This is a genomic window from Psychrobacter sp. VH5, from assembly GCF_050572635.1.
GTDB classification, from domain to species: Bacteria; Pseudomonadota; Gammaproteobacteria; order Pseudomonadales; family Moraxellaceae; genus Psychrobacter; species Psychrobacter celer.
Genome location: NZ_CP192145.1, coordinates 2624720 through 2646512, shown reverse-complemented (window position 1 = coordinate 2646512; position 21793 = coordinate 2624720). Strand labels below are relative to the sequence as shown.

The following is a 21793-nucleotide window of genomic DNA, read 5'->3' as shown; positions in this document are numbered from 1 at the left end:
ATCTCTTATGTCTACCTCTGAAAAATCTCTACCCAAGCGTTTGATCGAAATACCAGAAATGCGCCGTATTCAACATCTGCATTTTGTCGGTGTTGGCGGCTCGGGGATGTGCGGTATTGCAGAGGTGATGAACAATCAAGGCTATCAGGTCAGCGGCTCTGATATTGCTGACAGTGTGGTGACGCGCCGCTTACAGCAGATAGGCATCGATATATCAATTGGGCATGACTCTAAAAACATCGCCAACGCCGATGTCATCGTTGTGTCCTCCGCGATTGATCGGAGCAACCCTGAGGTCAAAGCAGCATTAGAAGCGCGCCTGCCTGTGGTGCGCCGTGCTGATATGTTGGGCGAGCTGATGCGTTATCGTCATGGTATCGCGGTTGCGGGTGCACATGGCAAGACCACCACCACCAGCTTATTGACCACAATGATGGCAGAGGCGCAGCTAGACCCAACCTACGTCATCGGCGGTAAACTCAATGCGTCTGGCAAAAACGCCGCGCTCGGTAGCAGTCGTTATTTGGTGGCCGAGGCCGATGAGTCAGATGCGTCGTTTTTGTCCTTGCATCCGATGGCAGCGATTGTGACCAATATCGATCAAGACCATATGGACACTTACGAAAACAGCTTTGATAAGCTCAAAGCGGCTTATATTCAGTTTTTACAAAACATGCCGTTTTATGGTTTGGCGGTGGTTTGCGGTGATGATCCTGAGCTGTATGCGATGATTGACGATATTGGCCGTCCAGTATTGACCTTTGGGTTTGAGCCTTTCAATGATGTGCAAGCGATCGATGTGGTGAGTGAAGGCACCAAGACGCATTTCACTGTATTGCGCCGCGACCGCGAGCCGCTGCATCTTACCTTAAACATCCCTGGCATCCATAACGTCTACAATGCGCTGGCCGCTATCACCATGGCGACTGATGAAGGCGTTGATGACGAGGCGATTACTCGCGCTTTGCAAAAGTTTGAAGGCGTTGGTCGCCGCTTTGAGCAGCACGCCGCTGTGGCTGTTGATGAGGGTGATGTGTTACTCATTGATGACTATGGTCATCATCCAAAAGAAGTCGATGCGACGATTAAAGCGGCGCGCCAAAGCTTTCCGGATCGCCGCTTGGTGATGCTGTTTCAGCCGCACCGTTATACCCGCACGCGTGACTGCTATGATGAGTTTGTCGAAGTGCTCTCAAGCGTCGATGAGTTGTTGTTATTAGAGGTTTACTCTGCAGGCGAAAATCCGATTGCTGGTGCTGATACCAAATCCTTAGCACGCAGTATCCGTCTGCGCGGTGAGGTCGAGCCGACGATTATCGATAAGGACAATCTGGCCCCTGCTATGCAGCGTTTATTAAAGGCCAATGACATGCTAATCACCCAAGGCGCTGGTAATGTTGGGCAGATTGCTATCGACTTGGCCGCAAACAACCTTTATATCCAGTAAGCTAAAAGACTTTTAGGAATTATCCTCATGACGATACAAACTCAGCAAGACACTCTAGATAGACTGGCAGAGACGCTAAAACAAGATGAGCCTATCACTGAGGATAAAACCATTATCATCAACCCAGAGCCAGCCATCGCAGCAGCGGCACCAGCAGGGAAGAGCAGTATGGAAAACAAGCAATCAACCAAAGAGCAGTCATCAAAAGCGGTGACCTCTAAAGTTAAAAATGCCAGTGAATTTGGTAAAGTAGCCGTTGTTTATGGTGGCAGTAGCAATGAGCGCAGCGTGTCACTAGACAGCGGGGCTGCTGTATTACAGGCTTTGCAAAACCAAGGCGTTGATGCCACCCATTTTGATCCTAAGCACCAAGACATCACCGAGCTGCGTCAATATGATCGCGTGTTTAATGTGTTGCATGGTCGCGGCGGCGAAGACGGCTTGCTACAAGGCGTGCTGCAATGGTTCGATATTCCGCAGACAGGCTCAGGTGTTTTGGCCTCGGCACTGGGTATGGATAAAGTACGCACCAAGCAGTTATGGCAAGGGTGCGGCTTATCAACCGCGCCGTTCTCATTATTGACAGCCGACACCGATTGGCAGCAAGTGGTCAATATGCTGGGTTTGCCGCTCATTATCAAACCGGTGCATGAAGGTTCAAGCATTGGCATGACCAAAGTCAACAATCTCGACGAGCTACCGGCCGCCTATGCAACAGCCGTGCAGTGCGGCGACGCGGTCATGGCAGAGCGCTGGATTACTGGCCGTGAGTTTACCATCGTGATCATCGATGACGAGGCCTACCCTGTGATTCGCCTTGAGCCTGCCGATATCACCAATTTTTACGACTTTGAAGCCAAATATAATCGCAACGATACCAGCTACTATATCCCTTGCGGCTTAAGTGCCGCGGACGAAAAGCATTTACAAGAGCTGAGCCTTGCCGCGTTCCGTGCCGTCGATGCCAAAGGCTGGGGCCGCATCGATGCCATGCAGGACGAGGCGGGCAACTTTTGGCTGCTAGAAATCAACACAGTACCTGGGATGACCAGTCATAGCTTGGTGCCGATGGCCGCAAAAGCGCGCGGTATGGATTTTGACGCGCTGTGCTGGCATATTTTGTCTCAGACTGTGTAGTGATGGTTAGCAAAAGCCGTTTTACCCAAAAATCTGCAAGGCATGAAAACGGATAATGTGTCGCTAGCGCTGCTGTGTCATAGCTTCATGTAAACTTGTGTAAATTCATAGTCACTCTTTGGGGTTAGGCTATTGTTTGACCACAAAATACGTTAATATTGTAATTATTAGGTTGTTTTGGTGATATTTGTGTTTTTTATGAGCAGCTGTCATAAGTCGTTCATAAAGTAAGAAAAATGTTACATTTAACAGAGCATGACCGCACTATAAATGTCGTTTTCTTCCAAGTATTTGCTAACCTACTATTTAGACGGTTTGCACTCAAACGGTTTGCAACATCGATGAGAAAATTAATATCAACAAACAGCATGAGCAATCTATGCAAATATAGGGAAAAAGGTCGTTATGGCTCAAACCGTCAACGAGGCAACTGACTTGATGAGTGATAAAACCCGTCGCCCGACCTCTAGTTTTCAAGTACCGACTTCGGTTAGATACTTATTTATGGTCTTGGTACTAGGTTTGTTGGTACTGATACTACTGATGGGCGGCAAGGCGCTGCGTGATGCCCCACCAGCTGCTATTCATGTGAGCAATCAGGGCTTGACCGTGACGCAGTATCGTTCGCTCAGCCAAGTGATGAATCAGCAAAAAGTCAGTAGTTTTTTTACCTCTGATTTGCAAGCGCTCAGAGACATCGCAACAGGGTTGGCGTGGGTCGATCAAGTGAGTGTCTCACGCGATTGGCAACGCGGCATCGTGGTGACGGCACTGCCCAAACAAGCGATTGCAAACTTTGGTACAGAGCGACTGGTCGATGCAAAAGGCGCGGTTTTTGTGCCTGCTGATAGCAAAGATCTGGCGCAAGAGGGGTTTGCAACGCTGCAAGGTGAGATATCACAAGCACCAGTCATCATGCAGCAGATGCAGCAAGTCAACGACTGGTATGCGCCGCTAGGTATACAGGTCGAGGACATCATCTTATCACCCAGAATGACGTGGCTGATTCGTTTCGATAATGGATTGCGAGTGATTGTTGATAACGAAAATACGGCGCAAAAACTGCTTAATCTGAGTCAATTACTGGCCAATCAATTAAGCGATCGCCGCGATGAGATACAGTCAGTGGACTTGCGTTACAAAAACGGCTTTACCATCTCTTGGGATATCAGCGCGCCACCAGCACGCTCATCATAATCGGTGGTGATGCTGAGTAAAAAATGATAAAAGCCGGCTCAGAAAGATAAGCATGAGCGGTCATGCACAAACCCGATAAACAGCCAGTCATAGCGCACCGATAGATAGATGCTGTTTATTTAGTAAAAATTGTTTATTTAGTAAAATTTGCTTATTTGCTACAAAGAATATAGCGATGGTTTTAATGATTTAATGGAGACGTCATCTGCTCTCCTGTTTAGCGATAATTTGTCTGGTACCATGAAAAATACTGAAAATCTGGTTGTTGTCCATCTAAGCGCCACGGCAGTATATGTCGTGATAGGCAATGTCGTCTCTGCAACAGACATTCGCATACTGGGCGTGGGACAAGTTAAAAACAGCGATTTTTATCAAGGGCAAATCAAACACCGCGAACGTCTACAAGGCGCCATCAAACAAGCCATTCAAGAAGCCGAAGACACGGCCAATTGCCGCGTGCATAGTGTGTGGCTCACGCTTGCCACGCCCGAGCTCCTCAGTAGCAACAGTGCAGGTGAGGTGCGAGTCGAAGACGAAGTGGTCCGTGCCAAAGACATGGTGCAAGCCCTATCCAATGCCAAATCCCGCGATTTGTCGCCAGATTATTATCTGATGCATTGCTGCCAGCAGGGTATCTATGTCGATGAGCAAGACTTTATGGTCGATGATGCCATTGAGATGATGGCACACAACATCACCGTGATGTATCACATGATGATGATGCCGGTTTCTAGTCGCCAAAATATCCAAAAACTGTTGCAAAGCTGTGATGTCGGCATCGATCATATTGTGTTTGATGCGGTGACTAGTGCTGAGTATAGCTTGATGAGCGATGAGCGCCAGCAAGGGGTTTGCTTGGTGGATATTGGTGCTAGTACGACCAGTATTTGTGTCTATAAAGAAAACAAGCTGATTTTTACCCATTGTATCGCCACGGGTAGCCATGAGGTAACGATGGACATTTCAGCAGATTTTGGTATCTCGATGATTGAGGCAGAAAAGCTCAAAAAAACGTATGGTACCGTCGATGTCGATAGCGTCGATCCCAGCTCGTTTTTTCTTTTTAAGCCACAAGGCTCGAATGACGAGATCAATATCGGTACCTATAATCTGGCACGCATTATTGAAGCGCGCTATATACAGATATTTACCGAAGTGGCGCGTCAATTGCATGAGGCTGATCTAATCGGCTATATTGATAAAGGCATCGTGCTCACAGGCGGCGGTACGGCCATCAAAGGCATGATACCCTTTACCAAAAAGCTGTTAAAAATGCCGGTGGTGCTGACCAATACTCATCCTGCAATCAGCGCACACAATCATTTTGATAATGACGAAGCGTTTAGACAGCTCAATATCCAAGTGAATGATCGCGCTTATCAGACGGCATTTGGTACACTACTATATAGTCAAAGTGAGCAGTTTCGCCGCAGTGAAAAGAGCGAGCCTGAAGCCATCAAAAAAAGCCGCGTCACGGGCGTTTTTCAGAGCGCAGGCCAGCGTTTTGCCAATGTCTTAAAAAAGATACTATAACGCTGCTAAGTGCCGCTGATACTGTTAGGCCATGCTTTTAGTCGAGACACTCTGATATAGGCTTATAGAGGGGTGAGGCAAGAGCGAGACCGACAAACAATAGATTAAGCAGTAAATACCGTGCTAAGACGACATATTTCGTCTTAGCCAAACTATTTGGGCCATTTACCCTATTTTATTTAAATACATTTATATATAGTATGTCGATAGCGCGCCACATGAGTGCGTTACTACGTATCGACCACTACGCTATCTGCAACTGGAGAATCTTTCTTATGTTAAAATACACCATGCCAGATGATAACCAGCTTCAAAATAACGGCCAAGCAAGCTTCACAGTATTCGGTGTGGGTGGCGGCGGCGGTAATGCGGTTGAACATATGGTACAACAAGGGATTAGAGGTGTAACCTTCGTCTGTGCCAATACGGATAAACAAGCACTTGACCGTCTGACGGCGCCGCATAAACTGCAGCTGGGCGCAAAGACCAACCGCGGGCTAGGTGCTGGTGCCAACCCAGAAGTAGGCCGCGAAGCAGCAGAGAGCGAAGAAGAGGCCATCCGCGGCTTGCTTGAGCATTCAGACATGGTGTTTATTACCGCTGGAATGGGTGGTGGTACGGGTACGGGTGCCGCGCCAGTGGTGGCTCGTATCGCAAAAGAGATGGAAGTGCTGACAGTTGCTGTGGTGACCACGCCATTTAAATTTGAAGGTGGTAAACGCATCAAAGCGGCAAAGGCAGGTATCGAGCAGCTGACCAATTTTGTAGACTCTATCATTACCATTCCAAACGACAAGCTGATGAGCGTCTATGGCAATATCTCAATGCAGGATGCCTTTAAAAAAGCCGATGACGTATTATTGCATGCGGTTCAAGGTATCGCTGAGACCATCGCCAGCGAAGGTATGATTAATATTGACTTTAACGATATTCGCACCGCGATGACAGCCAAAGGTCACGCTATGATGGGAATTGGCCGCGCCAGCGGTGATGATCGTGCTCGTCAAGCCACAGAAAAAGCCATCAGATCGCCACTACTTGATGATTTACGCCTAGAAAACGCCAAAGGCCTGTTGGTCAACGTTATCTCCTCTGAGTCGTTATCACTCGATGAGATGAGCAAAATCAGTGAAATCGTCGAAGAAATCACAGACATCGATGACGCGCATATTTTCTACGGCTCAGTGATCGATGAAAAAATGGGCGATGATTTACATGTTACTGTCATCGCAACCGGTCTTACTTTAGACGAAAACGCTGGCAAAGAGCCGGAAGTGAAAGAGCAGCCAGTACCGTCTGTAAACAGTACTCAGCCAGTTGATCCTAACGTACATACCAGTGCGTTAAACAGTCAAAAGCAGTCACAAGCGCAAATGTATCAAGACCATACTGCTCGCACAAACACCATACAAGAGCAGCCTAAGACCAAAACTAACAGTATTCAAGACTATCTAAAGCGTCAGCAAAACAAGTAGTTTGTCATACAGATTTTGTCTGTCATATAAGATATAGACAAAAAGGCCAGCATACATTGCTGGTTTTTTTGTGTCTGCCGTAGTTTACAAGCCTGCTTTAAGTGTTAAAAAGTATGACAGATTTTGAGATACAGGCACGGATATAAGAGAAAAAACAGAGCATAGATAACGGCAAAAAATCAGTGATAAGTGTTATCAATCAAGGAGATAAGTAAATTAGCTACTTTTAACTATAGCGAAATAGGGGCGGGTAATGGTACACTATGGCAATTGTAACAAAATATGTGAGAAGACAGCCATGAACCAAAGAACCATAAAAACAGCGATAGCCGTTACAGGTACTGGTCTCCATAGTGGTCAGCCTGTTGACTTAGCGTTTCATCCGCAGCCAGTCGATACAGGTATTGTTTTCGAGCGCTCAGACATCGCCGGCAGCCAACCGATCCCAGCCAGTGCCTTTTTGGTACAAGATACCATGATGTCCTCCAATCTGGTCTTTGGAGGTGCGCGCGTGGGTACGGTAGAGCATTTGCTTAGTGCGATTGCTGGACTGGGTATTGATAATTTATTGATTCGCGTGTCGGCATCAGAGATACCGATTATGGATGGCAGTGCCGCACCTTTTGTCGCCTTACTGCTGGAGGCGGGATTTTGTGAGCAAGAAGCACCCAAAAAATTCATTAAGATTGTGCGACCTGTACGAGTAAAAGTCGATGATAAATGGGCGGAGTTACGCCCTTATGAGGGGTTTGAATTAAACTTTGAGATTGACTTTGATCATCCTGCTATCGACAAAGACTTTCAGCACGCCCAATTGCAGTTCTCGACCCAAAACTTCATCGAGCAGCTCAGCTCGGCTCGTACATTTGGGTTTTTACGTGATATCGAAGCGTTGCGTCAAAACAACTTGGCGCTAGGCGGCAGTATGGACAATGCCATTGTCATCGATGATATGAGCGTGCTCAACGAAGAAGGCCTGCGTTTCAATGATGAGTTTGTCCGTCATAAAATTTTAGACGCATTGGGCGATTTATATCTGATAGGTTATCCTATTTTAGGTCGTTTTAATGCCTATAAGTCTGGTCATGCTCTAAACAATTTGCTGGTACGTGAGATATTATCTAATCATGATAACTTTGAAATTGTAACATTTGATGACAACGTAACTTGTCCGATCGAATATTTGCCACTCAATGGTTTGGCCGTTGAAGGATAAATACAGGAATATACACGAAGTATCGAAACACTTACGCAATATTACATAAGTCGACCATGCTTACAGTTACAAAATATTCGTATTTTTGAATATATTGTGTAGTTTACTTTAACAATTCTGCGCTAACCTAGACAATATAAAAGCTGTGGATAATTTTATAATCGTCTATTGCTTTCATTCAAATGATGAATGAAAGCAATAGACGATTTTTTTTGTTTGCGATATTACAAAAACCCAGCGTTCAAGGGGTGGTTTTCTGTTTTTGTTTACATAACTTTACATAGTAACGAGATGATTTTTAGTGATTTGCGAGGCGCAAAAGTGCTTTTTTGAGATTTTCATCAGTGGTGACATGCTCTGCAGCCTGTGATATAGTCCGCTTTGTGTTTTGGCTAAGAGCCTGATTTTTATTAGCTTTACGAGATTTTGATGAGGCCGCCGCTAGCCCTGAAGATGATTTTGATAGATGATTTTCAGTAGAAGTATTGGCTACAATGACGCGAATTTGCTTGAGTTGTTTAAATGTAATTGACTGCTCATTAAGGACTTGCAAGTACGCGCTCTGTAAATAGCGAATATGGTTAGCAGCCGTCATTGAGCTGACACTGAGCACCAATTGCTCAGCAGTAAGTCCGACGACCCAGCAGCTATTGAGGATTTCCTCAGGTAGACAGTCTACCAGTAGCGCTTTTATCTCATTGGTCGCTTTTATATAAAACTGAATATTATCAGCAAGGGTTTGGGGTAGTGCGCTACCAGCAAAAGCTTGATGATCAATAAGTTTGGCAAGCCGATTGGGCTGTTTTTTTGACATCGTGATAACTCATCTAGTAGGTGACAAAAACGATATTTATCATAAACATGCTAACCGCAGTATATAACAAGTGAGTGATGAGGCAGTTGACCAGACCAAAACTATCGGTGTGAGTCATGATAAAAGAAATGGTTGTGATAAGGATTTTATCATGTTTGCTTGATGTGAATATCCTCTAAATTAATTGATGCGTCGTCAGGGATGACGAGCAATCCTGTATTAACCATAGGTAGTAAATTTATGAAACAAGCTTTATTAATTTTGTCAGTATTGGGAATGGGCATAGCACAGACGAGTGGTGCTGTCGAAACGACCTTTCAACCAAATAATACCTTGAGTCATACCGTCACAAACATCTCTACTGCTGTGAACTACGGTTCTAGTCGCAATATCTATAGCACCAATAGCGGCGCCCATGTTTATAGTAATGATGAAATCAGTCAAGCAATTGACAACCTAAGTGCTCATGCCAAGCAAAAAGAATATCAGCTTGCCTCGCTCACCAGCCGCCTCTCTTATGAGCAGCGCCAGCAGCAAGCAAGCCGTGTACCTGATAGCAACTCAGCCCCTGCCATTGCCGCAGCACGTGCTTCACGCGTGGCGTTATCTAGAAGCTCTGGCTACTGTGCCCGCTACGTCCGTAAAGCCTTGCAATCAGCAGGCTATGAGTTTACGCCAAATCCTTCAGCGTATCAGTACGCCACGCGTGGCACGCTTGCTCAAGCAGGCTTTACCAAAATCAGTAATGACACACCGCATCAGGTGGGTGATGTGATCGTCTATGACCGTAGCTCAAGACGCCCGCACGGTCATATCCAGATTTTTGATGGTACCGACTGGGTATCTGACTTCCGCCAAAAAGGTATCAGCCCATACAGCGGTGTCCACAGTTATACCACATGGCGCGACTCACAATACGTAGATGATGCCTCAGATCGTGGTATCTATCTTGCGATGGCAGACAAATAATAATCTGTTTAGTAATCAGCTGATAGCGAGCTGATTTACCAGTTTTCTCCAAACTCAGTAATGCTCTTTATGACGTTACTGAGTTTTTTTTTATTTGCGCTGTCATAGTACGAAGCACATAAGACCTAAAGCACAAACTGGCCCCAATGCTGGCGATTGTGAAAATCAGGCGGGGTAGCGTGAGAGGGCGCAAAATATAGCGCTGTTTTATCCAGCCATAAGATAACGCAGGGGTGGAGGTACTCAATCACGGTGCCATATATGGCGTATTGCTGATGCGGCAATGGCGTCACTGGTATATGCAAGTAACGCTCAAAATCAACTGAGCGGGCCAAGTTTATACCTAAGCTTGAATTTACGCTCGATGTTGGCCAATCGAGCGTGGCACGGGTGTGTATATCTGTCATCAAGGCTGGCGGCGGCAAAGTATCTGGATGCCGATAGCCATCAAACTGATACAGCGCGTAACGGCCATCTGGACTGGCATTGATTTCGATATAGGGTGTCTTTGTCACTGCCAGCGTAGAAGGTTGCGGCGTTTTGGCACTGATAAAGCACTCAAGGCAGGTCTCCTCCCACAGATAGTCTGCAAAACCGACCTTGTCTGGCTGCCATGCTGGCCACTCTAGTCGGTGCGCCATAGAGAGTGTGGGCATGCTGAGCTGATAATGAAGCTGTAGATAAAAAGGCGACGTCTGGCTGATGTCTGCGTGTACGCTCACGCGGATCTCTGATAGCGCAGCGATACTGACACCTAATTGCTGCGCCTTGGTGGCGAGGCTGTCGGTGGCTAAACGCAAATGAAAGATTTGGCTCATGATGTAATCACTGTTTTGATATGCACTAGTTTTGATAGGTAATCTTTTCGATAGGTAGAATGAATGCTGCGCGAGGTCTATATAGGGCGTGTTGGACATTCAACCATGGCACTGACAGAGACTATTTTTTAGACGATTCGAAGGTAAAAATAGTAAGCTTAGTCGCTCTAAGCGTCTATTTTTACCAATGAAGCGGCAAAAAAGAGTCCTGTCCCTACGGCTGATGCTAAAATTGCGCCATACTGCGTTGCAAATCTAGCTAAGGCATCTGCATTATCGTCGCTTTGCGCCTTGTCTGGAACAATTTTAGCGATCAGCAGTGCCTATTTTTGAATGTTCAACACGCCCTAGTTAATCCTACATAAAAAACTGCGGTGCCAGAGTGCTACTGATATTTATGTCATAGTAGATTGATTATATACCCATCATGCAAAAAACCGCGAGCAACATGCCGCGCGGTTTTAGGGTATAGCAGATAGCAGGCGTATTGCGGCATGGTCACACACAGCACGACCATTTGTTTATCCTCACTAAATCCACACCGCCTCTTTGTGCCGACATGCTACTGGGCGTGGCGATTGAGATTAGAGAGTTTTGGATTGGCATTTGGGTTTTGGCGTAGTAGCAACGCCATACGACCGATAGAATGGACCAAAGTGGCGTTTGCCGCCGCTGCAAGCTCTGCCCCGATGGTATCACGCTCTTCTTTGGTGCCGGCCGGTAGTTTTACCTTGATGAGCTCATGATCTGATAAAGCGCGATCAATCTCTTCGGTGATGGTGGACGTGATGCCTTTGTTGCCAATCATAACGATAGGTTTTAGCTCATGACCGATGCCTTTTAGACGTTTGATGGTAGCGTTATCGAGTTGCATAGAATTCCTAGGTATTGATAAAAATAAAAATATTACCGCCAACAGCAGTGAGTGATCATTATAGATAATCTATGACCAACTTGCATGAGATCGGCAGGATTTTGCACGATTTTACGTGCCGGAAATGTTAAACTGAAGGTTTGACCACATTATAAACGCTACTGCCTTATAAAACAGTTATTTAACCAAGAGAATTTGATGATTTAAGCGCATTTATAGATAAATCGCCTCATTGGTACTATATTGGTACTATGTCTTGCGCGCATCAGGCGTTTCAAAGTGTATCGTTAGCAAAGCGCATCAAGTTTTGCAGAGTAATAGGAGCAGGTATTTTGGCCACGCGTATCGAAAACAAAAAATTGTCAAAAAGCAGCAGTGCTTGGATGCAAGAGCATATTGACGACCATTATGTACAAAAGGCCCAAAAAGACGGCTACCGCGCCCGCGCAGCTTATAAGCTCCTAGAAATCAACGAAAAGACCAGCCTAATCAAAAAAGGCATGACGGTTGTGGATTTGGGCAGTGCGCCTGGTAGCTGGTCACAAGTGGCCGGGCAGTTGGTGGGTGATAAAGGCATTTTAATCGCCTCTGATATCTTGCCGATGGATGCGTTGCCAGATGTCACCTTTATCCAAGGTGACTTTCGTGAAGCTGAGGTGTTTGACGCGATTATGGCAGAAGTGGGCGATCGGCAGGTCGATGTGGTGCTATCAGATATGGCGCCCAATACTTCCGGCAATCGCGCGATTGATCAGCCGCGTATGATGTACCTATGCGAGCTGGCGGTCGACTTTGCGCTGGCAACCTTACCCAAAGGTGGCGCGCTTATTATGAAAGTGTTTCAGGGTGAGGGTACACAAGAATTACGTCAGCAGATGCAGCGTGATTTTAGTAAAATCCGTAGCATCAAGCCCGCTGCCTCACGACCACGATCAAAAGAGATGTTTTGGGTGGCGATCAAATAGTTTTAGTTTCAATGAGTTGCTGCTATTGTAAGCGGGAGAGTATGCCATTATAAAAGATGGATACCATGCGTGAAAATCCGCTACAATCGTTAACTGAATAAAAGTGAAACCTGCTTGAATTATGCAGGGAAACACCACATATCATGGTATATTAACTTTGTTTTAAGCATGCGTTTTAGGCAAAGTCGTCTGATAATAAACGCCCGATACGCTCGTTGAGATTTATATATCGTCAAATGAGCCAAACGTTTATGGACGTCACGTGTTTAGTAAACACACCAATAAGTAAGGGATGGGAATAACTAGTGAGCGACATGGTAAAAAATACCTTATTGTGGCTGGTGGTAATCGGCATTTTGGTGCTGGTGTTTAGCGGCTTTGATCAATCCTCTGAGCCGGATAACCTTAACTACTCTGAGTTTGTGACCGCGGTGTCAGAAAATCAGGTAGCCAGTGTTGAAATCGATGGCGAACAAATCACCGGTGAAAAGAAAAATGGCTCATCTTTTGAGACCATTAGACCCGCTGTGTCAGACGACGAGCTGATGCCGCTGTTGCGTGAAAATCAGGTTGAAGTTCAAGGAACTGCTCCGAAACGCCAAAGCGTATTGATGCAATTGCTGATAGCCAGTTTCCCAATTTTATTGATTATTGGTTTGTTTTTATTCTTTATGCGTAATATGCAAGGCGGCGCTGGCGGCAAGGGCGGTGGTCCGATGAGCTTTGGCAAATCAAAAGCCAAAATGCTCACCGAAGACCAAATCAAAGTCAATTTTGAGGATGTCGCAGGCTGTGAAGAGGCCAAAGAAGAAGTGGTCGAGGTCGTTGACTTCTTGCGCGATCCAGACAAGTTTACCAAGCTAGGTGCGACCATCCCACGCGGTATCTTGATGGTTGGACCGCCTGGTACGGGTAAGACACTATTGGCGCGTGCCATCGCTGGTGAAGCCAAAGTACCGTTCTTCTCTATCTCAGGCTCTGACTTTGTCGAGATGTTTGTCGGTGTGGGTGCCTCACGTGTGCGCGATATGTTTGAGCAAGCGAAAAAGAGTGCCCCTTGTATTATCTTTATCGATGAGATCGATGCCGTTGGTCGCCACCGTGGCTCTGGTATGGGCGGCGGTAATGATGAGCGTGAGCAAACATTGAACCAACTATTGGTTGAGATGGACGGCTTTGAAGGTAACGAAGGCGTGATCGTGATTGCCGCGACCAACCGCGCTGATGTACTCGATAAAGCGCTACTCCGTCCTGGTCGTTTTGACCGTCAGGTACAAGTAGGTTTGCCAGATATCAAAGGCCGTGAGCAAATCCTAAAAGTACATCTGAAGAAACTGCCAAATACGATCAGTGTCGATGCGCGAGCTTTGGCGCGTGGTACGCCTGGCTTTAGTGGTGCCCAGCTGGCTAACTTGGTCAACGAAGCGGCACTATTTGCCGCCCGTCGCAACAAAACCAGCGTCGATATGAATGACTTTGAGGACGCAAAAGACAAGCTATATATGGGTCCTGAACGCAAATCGATGGTAATACGGGAAGAAGAGCGCCGTGCTACTGCTTATCATGAAGCAGGACATGCCTTGGTTGCTGAGCTACTACCAGGTACCGACCCTGTACATAAAGTAACGATCATGCCGCGCGGATTTGCCCTTGGTGTCACTTGGCAGTTGCCTGAGCATGATCAGACAAGTATGTATAAGTCAAAAATGCTCAATGATATTGCTATTTTGTTCGGCGGTCGTATCGCTGAAGAAGTCTTTATCAATCAGATGTCGACTGGTGCTTCTAATGACTTTGAACGTGCGACTAAGATGGCACGAGCAATGGTGACTAAGTATGGTATGTCAGATGCGCTAGGTATCATGGTGTACGAAGACGATGATAGCTCGCAAGGGTACTTCGGTGGCGGTGGTCGGACGATTTCTGAAGCCACGCAGCAAAAGGTCGATGACGAAGTTCGCCGGATGTTAGAAGAGCAATATGACATCGCGCGTGAATTAATCGAGGCAAATCAAGATAAAATGCATGCGATGGTCGACGCCTTGATGAAGTGGGAAACCATTGATCGGGATCAGTTGCAAGACATCTTGGCAGGTGAAGAGCCACGTCCACCAAGAGTGTATCAGCCCAACGAAGTGAACTTGTCAAAAAATGACGTTAAAACAACGGGTCCGACACCGCCGCCATTACCAGCGATGTAGAGCAAGCAAATAAAATTGCAAAAGACAGCTGGCAGATCACTGTTTAAGCTAAAAAGCCCTTTTTGATAAAGGGCTTTTTTATGGCTCGTATTTTACTCAGAATTTAGAACCGTATGGTATTTACTGGTATCATAAGCAAACGGTAGCCAATACCGATTGTCATTTTTTTAGTTCCTTTTATTGATAATGGATGGCCTATGTCATTGTTTCAGCCTTTACCGACTTATCGCATTCGCAGCCGCAACAAACTGTTGGATTTATCGCAGCCGCAGGTGATGGGAATATTAAATGTGACGCCAGACTCGTTTTCAGATGGTGGTCAGTTTACCGGGGTAGATAAAGCGCTGCAGCATTGTAAACAGCTGATAAATGAAGGGGCGACGATTATCGATATCGGCGGCGAATCTACCCGTCCAAATGCCGCGCCTGTAGCGACGGATGAAGAAGTGCAGCGTGTGGTGCCAGTGGTGACAGCCATTCGTCAGCAGTTAGGTGAAATGAGTCAGGATATTTGGCTGTCGATCGATACCAGCAGCCCGACTGTGATGCAAGCAGCGTTTGATGCAGGCGCTGATATTTGGAATGATGTACGCGCGCTCAGACGTGAGGGTGCGGCCCAATTAGCAGCAAAACTTAATATACCGGTGATGCTGATGCACATGCGCGGCGAGCCCACGACCATGAATGAGTTGGCGCAGTATGGTGAGGTAGTCAGTGATGTCAGTCGCGAGCTGCTTGCTCGTATTGAAGAGGTGACTTGTGCTGGCGTGAAGCGTGAAAACCTCATCATCGATCCAGGCTTTGGTTTTGCAAAAGATTACGAGCATCATCGTGCACTATTGACCCAGCTTGATAAGTTACAAACGCTTGGTTTGCCATTGATGTTTGGTATCTCGCGTAAGCGTTTTTTGGCACAGGTACTCACTAAGAGCGGCATACCAGCAGTTGCCACTACGCAAGCGAGCGAGCGCGATGCGATCGGTACTGCGGCTGGATTGTTGGCATTGCAGCAAGGCGCGAGTATCATCCGTACTCATAATGTAGCGATGATGCAGCAAGTGGCCGCGCTCTGGCAGCAATTAACCGAGTATCATCAAACCTCTGTCATTACGACCAACAACCATCACTATCAATCCACTAAATAATGTACCTACTAGCTATGAGGCGTTTCCTATGAGCATATCTGAAAACAAACAACCTGAGCCAACCAATGAGCAGCGCCGCGTCATCTATCAAGCCCGCCGCGGCCTAAAAGAGCTGGATTTTTATATCGACCCTTACGTCAAGGAGCGGTATTTGACCGCAGATACTGCTGAACAGGCGACCTTTGCCGAAATGCTCACCTATGAAGACCCAGATTTATTAGATTATTTTACCAATCAATCGCGACCTGAAGATGATGCAATCTGGGCGCTGGTCAATAAAATTAAAACATGGCGTCATACCAAAGAGTTGATGCCCTAATTCGCTACCACACACCTTATGAGATTACCGCGATATCATGGATTCGATAACTGCCCTGCGTATTGATACTGCTATCGAGCCTAAGAGCTGGTTGCGCTTGCTGTTATATCTGAGCTTAGCAAGTATCATGATAGGGCTTGGTATATTGGCGTCTTTGGCGCTTTGGCAGTATGTGCTGGTCTTAGCGGTGGCAGCCGCCGTGGTTGGTTATTTGACCGTATCGCGACCGACCCTGCTACATCTAAGCCAGCCGCCACTGAGTCAGCGCCTTGATCAACACTGGCAGCTTCTGATGCGTACGGCACAGGGGGAGGGTTTATGGTTGGCAAACCTACAAGCCATTCACCGTTTTGAGTGGGCGCTCAGTTTTGAATTTGATATCATCGAGCCTTATCAGCATTCGTTGGCCGTGACAGTTTTTCGCGATCAAGTCAGCCCTGAGCAGTGGCGAGAGCTAAATGTTTTGGCCAATATGAGCACGGGCAATACGGTCTAAATACTTATCTTCTTTCCCCTTGCACCGATGTGCAGGCTTACAAGCGCCTACATGTCATAACAAAATACCTATCTCGATTGTCAAAAAAGCTTGCTATATTAATAGCACTATTAATTGGCAACTAACTATAGTCGATACATTTTAAAAGTGTTATAGCGCTACTGGGATGAATTTTTCGCAGCCTCTGAGGACGCAGCACGCAAGTAAAATTTATACCAGTAGCGCGTTTAAACTTATGACAGTTTTGCTTTGAGCTGACTATAACAACACTGTTGTAAAAATTATGGTTATAAAAAATATAGTGATAATGCACGTTATGAGGCAGTGCCATTAAAAAATGGCTACCGAAAAATAACGGCTAAAAAAACACTGTGCTAGACCACGATAATGATAAAAAAGGAGGAAAATATGAGTTTATTAGGGAATTTAGTCAGTCAGGTGGCTCGTCAAGCCATGGATCCTGCTGACGTCCAGCATAACCCAGTCAATCAGCGTGCTGATACAAGGCGGACAGGCGGCCTGGGTGATATCTTAGGAAGCGTACTGGGAGGCAGTCAGGGAGGTGGCTATAATCCGCAGCAGTATGACCGTAGACCTGATAACGGCTTTGGCCTAGATGACATCATCGGCGGTCTTACTGGCGGCGCGCAGCGTGGTGGTGTCAGCGCAGGCGCTGGTGGTTTGGGTGATATCTTAGGAAGCGTGCTGGGTGGTCAGCGCAATCAAAGCGGCTTTGGCGGTAAAGGCATGCTTATCGCCGTGCTTATGCCCATGGTGCTCAGCTGGATCAAGCGTAATGGTGGTCTGAGCGGTGCATTATCCAAAATCACGGGCATGGGCTATGAAAACCAAGCACGCTCTTGGATGAGCAATCAGCAAGACAATGAAAACCTCGATCCAAACGATGTCAATCGATTGTTTGATGAAAGTGAGATTCAACAAGTGGCAGCGCGTACTGGTGCCAACGAAGCCGAGGTGCGCCAAGGCATTGCAGAGCTGCTACCTGAAGTCGTAAATCAGCTTACCCCCAAAGGTAACTTAGATACCGAAGCGGAGGCTAATGAAGAGATTGATCAAATCATCAGCCAGTTATCCAACCGTCTAGGCACTTTACGATAATGGCCCCATGTTTGTGTTATAGCTACCTTTAGCTGTGTAGTCTGCCGCTACTTACGCAGACGGCTGATAGCGGCCAAAAGAGCACGTTTGTATAGCGTGCTCTTTTTCGTTGTGAGGAATTCAATAATACATGCTACATAGATATGTTAAAAATGGTGAACAAATGCGCAACGGTGCTGGTAATCTTATAAGATGAGGGTATCAGCCACTGCATAGGATACTGACGCATGCCGTTTAAGCCGATCCAAGCCGCTATTGCCATCGTCGTAGGTCTTATCATCTGGTTTGTCATTCCTGTACCGACGGGCGTCACCGCTGACGCATGGCATATGCTGGCTTTATTTATCGCCACCATCGTTGCCATTATTGGTAAAGTGCTACCCATCGGGGCGATAGCGGTCATCGCCGTGACGCTCGTGGCTTTGACGGGTGTGACCAGTGACAGCCCAAAACAAGCCATCAATGATGCGCTCTCTAGCTATTCAAGCCCGCTGATATGGTTGATTGGTATCGCAGTGATGATATCGCGCGGCCTTATCAAAACCGGTCTTGGTCGCCGCATTGCTTATTATTTTATTTCTATCTTTGGCAAAAAAACCATCGGAGTCGCGTACTCATTGACGGCGGCTGAGCTGATGATAGCGCCTATCACGCCGTCGAATACCGCGCGTGGTGGCGGTATTATTCATCCTATTATGAGGTCTATCGCCCAAAGCTTTCATTCAACGCCAGAGGAAGGCACGCAAAATAAAATTGGTCGCTATCTGGCGATGGTCAATTACCATGCCAATCCGATTACCTCAGGGATGTTTATCACCGCGACCGCGCCCAACCCTTTAGTGGTAGACCTGGTAAATAAAGCCACAGGCGGCAACATTCAGCTGTCGTGGACAACGTGGGCGGTGGCGATGTTTGTGCCGGGCATTCTGTGCTTGGTGGTGATGCCCTTGGTGATTTATCTGATTTATCCACCTGATGTCAAAGTCACGCCCGACGCTAAAGGCTTTGCAAAGGACAATTTGGCAGACATGGGCAGCATCAGCCGCCAAGAAAAAATCATGCTCGGTGTGTTTGGCCTGATGCTACTACTCTGGGCCAATATCCCAGCGCTGCTATTGGGTGAGCAATACAGCGTCGATGCCACGACGACGGCTTTTATCGGTCTGACGACCTTGATATTGACTGGGGTGCTAACGTGGGAGGATATTCTCAAAGAAAAATCTGCTTGGGATACCATCATCTGGTTTGGTGCCTTGATTATGATGGCCGCTTATCTGAATGAGCTTGGCTTGATTCGCTGGTTTTCTGATAATATCGAAGCGATGATTGGTACGACGGGTCTGGGCTGGGTAGGTGCCGTGGCGATTTTGACGCTGGTGTATTTGTACATTCATTACTTCTTTGCAAGTACGACTGCGCATATCACCGCTTTATTTGCCGCCTTTTATGCCGTCGGGCTGAGCTTAGGAGCGCCGCCCATGCTATATGCGCTGATTTTGGCAGCAGCGGGCAATATTATGATGACCCTTACTCATTATGCGACCGGCACCGCCCCCGTCATCTTTAACTCAGGGTATGTAACCCTAAAAGAGTGGTGGAGCATCGGCGCTATCATGAGTGTGGTCAATCTGGTGATTTGGATAGGGGCAGGTATGATATGGTGGAAAGTGCTTGGCTATTATTAATAGGTATCTGAGTGTTAGATGAGTCACGGTTAAAATCGCTCATCTAATGTCTCAAGCGTGTAGTCAAGGGCGGCAAAGCAGATGTCACTCTTAAAGCCTCTATACTGCAAAAACCGTAATTGACGAGCCTTGTCTTTTGGCTCACGGGGCAAGGTATTGCCGTATTTTTTGGTGCGAGCGGTCACCGCTAGCTTTAGCCAGTCAACGCCTTCGACCAGATTGTCATCACTATCCTCGACAAATTCGCTAAATTCCTCAGACTCTGCATTTGCCATATCGATCAGCTCATCGATGTTGTCTGGCATGGCTATTTTTTTTTGATAAAACGCTTGCTTGATGCGGCCGCGCCCCCGTCCTTTACGGATGTTTTCACGGATGAGCATGAGGGTGGTGCGATAATCACTTTGGTAGCCTTTTTCCTCAAATTCATCGAGTAAGGCATCAATCTTGTCTGGGTCTTGCTCCTTATCGAGCAGTTTTTGCTTTAGCTCTGCTTTGCCGTACTCACGGCGCGACAGATAATAAAAAGCCAGCCAGCGCAGGCGACTCTCTGCCTTGATAGCATCAATCTCAGCTTGCCTTTGTTCAGGGGTGCGAAGATACGCTTTTAGAGCAGAAGGTAAGTTGTCCGCTTGCGCGTCTGTATCGTGATGATGGGTGGCTTTAGGGTCAAGCAGTGGCGCTGAGCCTTCTGTGCTCTCTAAATAATCTGCACCCTCTAGGCGCGCATCGCTATCAGCGGTGATGGTAGAGGCGCTATCGTCCGAATGACCATGAATATGATGCTTTACCTCGGCCAGCATCTCTTTGATACTTTGCGCTTTTGGTGGCTGATACGCAGGTGCGTCGTTAGGCTCAGGGCTAAAGCTCGCGGCTGGATGAAAGCGTTTTTCACGTCTTTTACGTTTGGCTGTAGACGCCGACTTCTGAGACGTATTTTTATCGACCCGTGCTGCATGAGGCGATCTGAGCGCTTTGGGTGTTTGAGAGGTTTTAGATATTTTTTTTGGTTTACTAGTAGGGGCGCTCGCTGAGTCGGCGTCCGATTCAGCGAGTATTTCAGCTAAGGTTTTAATGTTCATAATCAATCATAACGATAAATAAGCTTGCCGTTATTGTACTGGCTCAGGCGCTAGGTCCTCATCTTTTTGAGAGGCGTCAGTGTCTTTGGCGCTTTTTTTGCTACCAAGTTTTTCTTCACGGATCTTATCTTCGATTTCTTGAGCAATGCTAGGGTTTTCTTTTAAGAAAAGCACAGAGTTGGCTTTACCCTGACCGATTTTTTCATCGCCATAGCTATACCAAGAGCCTGCTTTACCCACAGCGCCAATTTCGACACCTAAGTCGATGACCTCTGCTAGGTGATTGGTGCCTTCGCCATAAGTGATTTCAAACTCAGCTTGGCGGAAGGGTGGTGCCATTTTGTTTTTGATGACCTTGACACGGGTTTGGTTACCGATGATTTCATCACCGTTTTTGACCGCACCGATACGGCGAATATCCATACGTACTGAAGCGTAGAACTTCAGCGCGTTACCACCGGTTGTGGTTTCTGGGCTACCAAACATCACGCCGATTTTCATACGGATCTGGTTAATAAACACCACCATACAGTTGGAGCGTTTGGCATTACCTGTGATCTTACGCAGCGCTTGGCTCATCAAGCGGGCTTGTAGACCCATGTGTGAGTCACCCATCTCGCCTTCAATCTCAGCGCGCGGCGTAAGTGCGGCGACGGAGTCGACCACGATCATATCGACCGCCCCCGAGCGTACCAGCATATCGGTAATCTCCAGCGCCTGCTCACCGTTATCAGGCTGAGAGAGTAGTAGGTCATCTGTATTGACCCCAAGCTTACGCGCATAAACCGGATCAAGCGCATGCTCGGCATCGATAAAGGCACAAGTACCGCCTTGTTTTTGACACTCAGCGATTGCTTGTAGCGTCATGGTGGTTTTACCTGAGCTCTCTGGCCCATAAATCTCAATGATACGGCCTTTTGGCAAGCCGCCAATACCAAGCGCGATGTCTAATCCTAGCGAGCCTGTCGAGACCACATCGGCATCGAGGACTGCAGAGTCATCGCCCAGTTGCATGATGGTATTTTTACCAAATTGTTTTTCGATTTGACCAAGTGCGGCTTTGAGGGCTTTGGCTTTATTGTCGTCCATACTGGATTCCTTGTCTTCAATCATTAGTGTAAAACGATAAATTCGATGATAGATAAAATACGGGTAATAGGAGGGCTATGGGCCATATATACTGACGGCTCCCCAAATGTTAGGCAACGGCCAGTGTCTAACAAGACAAATAAGATGTCGTATCGATGATGTCGAGAGTGCAATCATTCTACTATACAGTAAAATTAATGACGGATAAAAGT

The 21793-nt window shown here is 46.9% G+C and carries 19 protein-coding genes; 14 read left to right on the top strand and 5 right to left on the bottom strand.

Features of this window, described 5'->3' with window-relative positions:
• Positions 1-7 precede the first annotated feature (7 nt).
• From murC to lpxC, 6 genes are all read left to right on the top strand, one after another.
• Positions 8-1447 carry a UDP-N-acetylmuramate--L-alanine ligase gene (murC, locus tag ACNFVB_RS11060; RefSeq protein WP_430737535.1) on the top strand — a complete coding sequence of 480 codons (1440 nt, stop codon included), beginning with the start codon at positions 8-10 and terminating at the stop codon, positions 1445-1447.
• A 168-nt stretch (positions 1448-1615) separates the two neighbouring features.
• Entirely contained in the window at positions 1616-2584 is a 969-nt protein-coding gene (locus tag ACNFVB_RS11055) for a D-alanine--D-alanine ligase (RefSeq protein WP_430738528.1), read from the top strand.
• A 405-nt stretch (positions 2585-2989) separates the two neighbouring features.
• The gene (locus ACNFVB_RS11050; protein WP_075100450.1) at positions 2990-3781 is read left to right on the top strand and encodes a cell division protein FtsQ/DivIB; all 792 of its coding nucleotides are present in this window, start codon (positions 2990-2992) and stop codon (positions 3779-3781) included.
• 240 nt (positions 3782-4021) lie between these two features.
• Complete coding sequence (gene ftsA / locus ACNFVB_RS11045) at positions 4022-5314, top strand: cell division protein FtsA (RefSeq protein ID WP_199774450.1); 1293 nt, start codon at positions 4022-4024, stop codon at positions 5312-5314.
• A gap of 275 nt (positions 5315-5589) precedes the next feature.
• Positions 5590-6789, top strand: a complete 1200-nt coding sequence (ftsZ, locus tag ACNFVB_RS11040) for a cell division protein FtsZ (RefSeq protein ID WP_192996105.1) — start codon at positions 5590-5592, stop codon at positions 6787-6789.
• Between the two features lie 298 nt (positions 6790-7087).
• Positions 7088-8005 (top strand): UDP-3-O-acyl-N-acetylglucosamine deacetylase, encoded by a 918-nt coding sequence (lpxC, locus tag ACNFVB_RS11035; protein ID WP_430737534.1) that lies wholly within the window; start codon positions 7088-7090, stop codon positions 8003-8005.
• A 298-nt stretch (positions 8006-8303) separates the two neighbouring features.
• Here the strand turns inward: lpxC and ACNFVB_RS11030 are convergent, their stop codons facing one another.
• Positions 8304-8819, bottom strand: a complete 516-nt coding sequence (locus tag ACNFVB_RS11030; RefSeq protein WP_430737533.1) for a DciA family protein — start codon at positions 8817-8819, stop codon at positions 8304-8306.
• Between the two features lie 240 nt (positions 8820-9059).
• On the opposite strand from ACNFVB_RS11030, the gene ACNFVB_RS11025 reads away from it, so the two are divergent.
• The gene (locus tag ACNFVB_RS11025; protein WP_192996101.1) at positions 9060-9788 is read left to right on the top strand and encodes a CHAP domain-containing protein; all 729 of its coding nucleotides are present in this window, start codon (positions 9060-9062) and stop codon (positions 9786-9788) included.
• A 125-nt stretch (positions 9789-9913) separates the two neighbouring features.
• On the opposite strand, the gene ACNFVB_RS11020 is transcribed toward ACNFVB_RS11025, so the two are convergent.
• Positions 9914-10606: a hypothetical protein gene (locus tag ACNFVB_RS11020; RefSeq protein WP_430737532.1), complete on the bottom strand. Its 693-nt coding sequence runs from the start codon at positions 10604-10606 to the stop codon at positions 9914-9916.
• Between the two features lie 562 nt (positions 10607-11168).
• Entirely contained in the window at positions 11169-11480 is a 312-nt protein-coding gene (locus ACNFVB_RS11015) for a YhbY family RNA-binding protein (protein ID WP_430737531.1), read from the bottom strand.
• 332 nt (positions 11481-11812) lie between these two features.
• On the opposite strand from ACNFVB_RS11015, the gene ACNFVB_RS11010 reads away from it, so the two are divergent.
• The 7 genes from ACNFVB_RS11010 (at position 11813) to ACNFVB_RS10980 (ending at position 19410) form a co-directional block, all read left to right on the top strand.
• Positions 11813-12445 (top strand): RlmE family RNA methyltransferase, encoded by a 633-nt coding sequence (locus ACNFVB_RS11010; RefSeq protein WP_075100456.1) that lies wholly within the window; start codon positions 11813-11815, stop codon positions 12443-12445.
• Positions 12446-12750: 305 nt separating this feature from the next.
• The gene (ftsH, locus tag ACNFVB_RS11005) at positions 12751-14646 is read left to right on the top strand and encodes an ATP-dependent zinc metalloprotease FtsH (RefSeq protein WP_430737530.1); all 1896 of its coding nucleotides are present in this window, start codon (positions 12751-12753) and stop codon (positions 14644-14646) included.
• Positions 14647-14843: 197 nt separating this feature from the next.
• Positions 14844-15791, top strand: coding sequence for a dihydropteroate synthase (gene folP, locus ACNFVB_RS11000; protein ID WP_430737529.1), 948 nt, complete (start codon positions 14844-14846; stop codon positions 15789-15791).
• A gap of 28 nt (positions 15792-15819) precedes the next feature.
• On the top strand, positions 15820-16110 hold the full coding sequence (locus tag ACNFVB_RS10995; protein ID WP_430737528.1) for a succinate dehydrogenase assembly factor 2: 291 nt from the start codon (positions 15820-15822) through the stop codon (positions 16108-16110).
• A gap of 37 nt (positions 16111-16147) precedes the next feature.
• On the top strand, positions 16148-16606 hold the full coding sequence (locus ACNFVB_RS10990) for a hypothetical protein (RefSeq protein WP_430737527.1): 459 nt from the start codon (positions 16148-16150) through the stop codon (positions 16604-16606).
• A gap of 408 nt (positions 16607-17014) precedes the next feature.
• A complete protein-coding gene (locus ACNFVB_RS10985) occupies positions 17015-17725 on the top strand; it encodes a YidB family protein (protein WP_430737526.1) in 711 nt (236 codons plus the stop codon).
• Between the two features lie 227 nt (positions 17726-17952).
• Positions 17953-19410, top strand: a complete 1458-nt coding sequence (locus ACNFVB_RS10980) for an anion permease (protein WP_430737525.1) — start codon at positions 17953-17955, stop codon at positions 19408-19410.
• A gap of 29 nt (positions 19411-19439) precedes the next feature.
• Here the strand turns inward: ACNFVB_RS10980 and ACNFVB_RS10975 are convergent, their stop codons facing one another.
• Positions 19440-20492 (bottom strand): regulatory protein RecX, encoded by a 1053-nt coding sequence (locus ACNFVB_RS10975; protein ID WP_430737524.1) that lies wholly within the window; start codon positions 20490-20492, stop codon positions 19440-19442.
• 30 nt (positions 20493-20522) lie between these two features.
• Positions 20523-21581 carry a recombinase RecA gene (gene recA, locus ACNFVB_RS10970; RefSeq protein ID WP_430737523.1) on the bottom strand — a complete coding sequence of 353 codons (1059 nt, stop codon included), beginning with the start codon at positions 21579-21581 and terminating at the stop codon, positions 20523-20525.
• Between the last annotated feature and the right edge of the window lie 212 nt (positions 21582-21793).

What these genes read in the sequence shown, in the direction of transcription:
- murC (WP_430737535.1), top strand. Translation starts at nt 8, where the DNA reads ATGTCTACCTCTGAAAAATCTCTACCCAAGCGTTTGATCGAAATACCA.
- ACNFVB_RS11055 (WP_430738528.1), top strand. Translation starts at nt 1,616, where the DNA reads ATGGAAAACAAGCAATCAACCAAAGAGCAGTCATCAAAAGCGGTGACC.
- ACNFVB_RS11050 (WP_075100450.1), top strand. Translation starts at nt 2,990, where the DNA reads ATGGCTCAAACCGTCAACGAGGCAACTGACTTGATGAGTGATAAAACC.
- ftsA (WP_199774450.1), top strand. Translation starts at nt 4,022, where the DNA reads ATGAAAAATACTGAAAATCTGGTTGTTGTCCATCTAAGCGCCACGGCA.
- ftsZ (WP_192996105.1), top strand. Translation starts at nt 5,590, where the DNA reads ATGTTAAAATACACCATGCCAGATGATAACCAGCTTCAAAATAACGGC.
- lpxC (WP_430737534.1), top strand. Translation starts at nt 7,088, where the DNA reads ATGAACCAAAGAACCATAAAAACAGCGATAGCCGTTACAGGTACTGGT.
- ACNFVB_RS11030 (WP_430737533.1), bottom strand. Translation starts at nt 8,819, where the DNA reads ATGTCAAAAAAACAGCCCAATCGGCTTGCCAAACTTATTGATCATCAA.
- ACNFVB_RS11025 (WP_192996101.1), top strand. Translation starts at nt 9,060, where the DNA reads ATGAAACAAGCTTTATTAATTTTGTCAGTATTGGGAATGGGCATAGCA.
- ACNFVB_RS11020 (WP_430737532.1), bottom strand. Translation starts at nt 10,606, where the DNA reads ATGAGCCAAATCTTTCATTTGCGTTTAGCCACCGACAGCCTCGCCACC.
- ACNFVB_RS11015 (WP_430737531.1), bottom strand. Translation starts at nt 11,480, where the DNA reads ATGCAACTCGATAACGCTACCATCAAACGTCTAAAAGGCATCGGTCAT.
- folP (WP_430737529.1), top strand. Translation starts at nt 14,844, where the DNA reads ATGTCATTGTTTCAGCCTTTACCGACTTATCGCATTCGCAGCCGCAAC.
- ACNFVB_RS10995 (WP_430737528.1), top strand. Translation starts at nt 15,820, where the DNA reads ATGAGCATATCTGAAAACAAACAACCTGAGCCAACCAATGAGCAGCGC.
- ACNFVB_RS10990 (WP_430737527.1), top strand. Translation starts at nt 16,148, where the DNA reads ATGGATTCGATAACTGCCCTGCGTATTGATACTGCTATCGAGCCTAAG.
- ACNFVB_RS10985 (WP_430737526.1), top strand. Translation starts at nt 17,015, where the DNA reads ATGAGTTTATTAGGGAATTTAGTCAGTCAGGTGGCTCGTCAAGCCATG.
- ACNFVB_RS10980 (WP_430737525.1), top strand. Translation starts at nt 17,953, where the DNA reads ATGCCGTTTAAGCCGATCCAAGCCGCTATTGCCATCGTCGTAGGTCTT.
- ACNFVB_RS10975 (WP_430737524.1), bottom strand. Translation starts at nt 20,492, where the DNA reads ATGAACATTAAAACCTTAGCTGAAATACTCGCTGAATCGGACGCCGAC.
- recA (WP_430737523.1), bottom strand. Translation starts at nt 21,581, where the DNA reads ATGGACGACAATAAAGCCAAAGCCCTCAAAGCCGCACTTGGTCAAATC.